Annotated in this window: 3 protein-coding genes; 1 reads left to right on the forward strand and 2 read right to left on the reverse strand. The window is 68.8% G+C overall.

Annotated elements, in window-relative coordinates; genetic code table 11:
• A partial coding sequence (locus NZM16_RS14040) for a molybdopterin-dependent oxidoreductase (RefSeq protein ID WP_367281021.1) occupies positions 1-138 on the forward strand: 138 nt, incomplete at its 5' end.
• An 81-nt stretch (positions 139-219) separates the two neighbouring features.
• Here NZM16_RS14040 and NZM16_RS08760 read toward each other — a convergent pair.
• Together NZM16_RS08760 and NZM16_RS08765 are read right to left on the reverse strand one after the other, a co-directional pair.
• The gene (locus NZM16_RS08760; protein ID WP_295479970.1) at positions 220-846 is read right to left on the reverse strand and encodes a histidine phosphatase family protein; all 627 of its coding nucleotides are present in this window, start codon (positions 844-846) and stop codon (positions 220-222) included.
• Between the two features lie 345 nt (positions 847-1,191).
• A partial coding sequence (locus NZM16_RS08765) for a hypothetical protein (RefSeq protein WP_295479972.1) occupies positions 1,192-2,477 on the reverse strand: 1,286 nt, incomplete at its 5' end.

The following is a 2,477-nucleotide window of genomic DNA, read 5'->3' on the forward strand; positions in this document are numbered from 1 at the left end:
CCGATGCGCCTGGTCGCCCCGGGCCGAAGGGGATTTCAATGGGTGAAATGGGTGGTGGAAGTCGAGGTCCTCTCCGCCCCGGATCCCGGCCAGTGGATCGCCATCTTCCTCAGCGGTCTGCGCTCCGGGTCTTCCTGAGGCCTCTTGGGGGACTTTGAGGGGTGGCCCTTTGGGCCATGGAGAGGAGGGATCCAGGGGGACGGGGTCATACCGCCTCGCTTAGCCGACTCCCCACTGCGCACCTCCCATATCCAGATGGCATGTATCGTTCAGGAGCCGCACCATCCAGCGGCCATCCTGAAGCACCAGCTCCGTCAGCGAGGTGTTGTCGAAGCGGAACGGAGAAGGGCGGTCCAGCGGCAACCCCAGCCACTGTCGGAAGAACATGGCGAAGGTTCCTCCGTGGGCCACGATGGCCAGCGCACGCTCCGGCCGATCCATCGCCGCCTGCATCGCCGCCCAGACCCGCGCCGCGAAGACCGCCCGAGGTTCCACTCCGGCGATCTCCGCGGTCGGATCCTGCTCGAACTGCCGCCATGCCTCCCGGAGCGCCGCCACCTCTACCCCCGTCCGTCCCTCCAGAGGGCCCTGCCCCCGTTCCTTCAACCGCTCATCCACCTCCACCGGGACCCCCCAGGCGGCGGCGAGGATCTGGGCGGTCTCGTAGGCCCGCCACAGCGGGCTGCAGAGGATGCGATCAGGCGGGGACGCCCGCAGGCGTTCCGCCAGCCGGCGGGCCTGCTCCCGCCCCACCTCATCCAGGGGCACATCCGCCCACCCCTGGATCCGCCCCTGCGCGTTCCACGCGGTGCGTCCGTGTCGGATCAGCCAGAGCTTCTCCGCCATCGCGCAGCTTCCCTCCCGGGAAAGCAGAGGCGAGCCTGCCGGAACGGCTCGCCTGGATCGAGAAGAGGAACCGGAGCCCGTCGGAAGGCCTTGGCCCCTCCCCCGATTCTTCCCCCTCCCCACGACCCAGAGGGCCGTGGGGAGGAGGGAGAAAAAACCTTTCGGGGGCGATGCGGACCGTGGCGAGGGGGACCCGCATCGCCTTGCACGGCGGAGGGCGATCCAGCAAACGGAGTCGATCCCCCAGACCCCCAACGACGAACATTGGATGCGCTTCCGGGCCGCCATTTTACCACGCCTGTCCAGCGAGCGCCGCCTGGGATGTGCCTGGCCTCTGTTTCCGAACTATGGGATCTCCACCTCCCCTACGATCACCCCATCTCCTTCGTCGCGCGCGCCCTGCACGCGCCATCGCGCTCCGGATTCCGGATCATACAGCCCGACCCGGATGATATGACGCCCGTGGAGATCAGGAGGCAGCACCACCCGGACGAAGACCGGGAAGGCGCGATCCGGCGGCCAGGTCGAAATCGGGACCAGATCATTGGGCAGTGGGCCGTCCCGCTGGGCGACCAGACGACCGGCGGGATCCAGGACGTGGACGAACATCCGAGGCGGCTGTGGAACCGGCCCCACCCGCGCCCATGCCATCGTCACTCCCAGCAGATCCCCGGGCCAGCGGGGCGCGCGCAGGTGAACGCCCCGTAACTCAATCCTCCCCTCGAAATCAGCGCGCAACGGCACAAGCGCCCGCCCGTGGAACGGCGGCCAGGTCTCGTAATATGCCACCCAGAGCCCGCCGAAAGGCTGTCCGCCCACCTCGAATCCGTTCTCCAGCAACAGGCCATCGAAGAGCCTGAGGGGATCGACCACCTCCTGCTGCCAGCCGAACAGCCATAGGCGCCAGGGTCCTTCTGCAGGCCCGGTACGGCGGCGGGCCTCTTCCAGCCATTCCATGACCTGCCGCTCGTCCCAGACCGGCGATGCCGGGCCCATGAGCAGCGGGGCGGGAACGTTCAGGCGTTCCCAGTAGTAGAGCACGGCCCAGTCCGCCCGCAGCGCCAGGGCGGCCTCCCCGGGGCGGATCTGTTGGGCCACGTGGGCGACCGCCTCGCGGTAGGGATCACGCCCGCGGTGGGGATCATGAAGCCAGGACCACCAGGGGCCGATGAGAACAGCGAGCAGAGGGAAGAGGAACAGCGCGCCGATCCACCCCGAACGGCGAGCCCCCCAAAGCCTCTCCGCCAGGATCTCCCCCAAGCGGGCCGCTCCCCCGCTGATGCCGATGACCCAGAACGCCCAGAGGAAGATCACATAGCGAGGGTGGAACAACGCGAAGCGGGGGAAGATCCCCAAGAGCACGGCCATCACGAGGGCTAGCGTGCCCAGCGTGAGGAGGGCCCACCGGCGGACGGAAGCGTCTCGCTGGAGCAAAGCAGCCAGGGCGAGGAGGAGGGCGGGGATCCAGGTCCACTCTCCAGGCCAGAAGCCGTGGGCGAGCGCGGAGAGCATCCCCGTGGCGGTCATCGGGGGCCGGAGGAACTCCTCGGGGCTGACGAAGCGCTCGCGGGCGAAGACCAGCCAGGGGCCGACCAATGCGGCCAGCCCGAGCATGCTCCAGCCCCATCGTC

This window comes from Thermoflexus sp., assembly GCF_025055495.1.
Classification (GTDB): domain Bacteria; phylum Chloroflexota; class Anaerolineae; order Thermoflexales; family Thermoflexaceae; genus Thermoflexus.

Bases quoted from the DNA above. Each gene is read 5' to 3' on its own strand.
- NZM16_RS08760 (WP_295479970.1), bottom strand. From the start codon at position 846: ATGGCGGAGAAGCTCTGGCTGATCCGACACGGACGCACCGCGTGGAAC.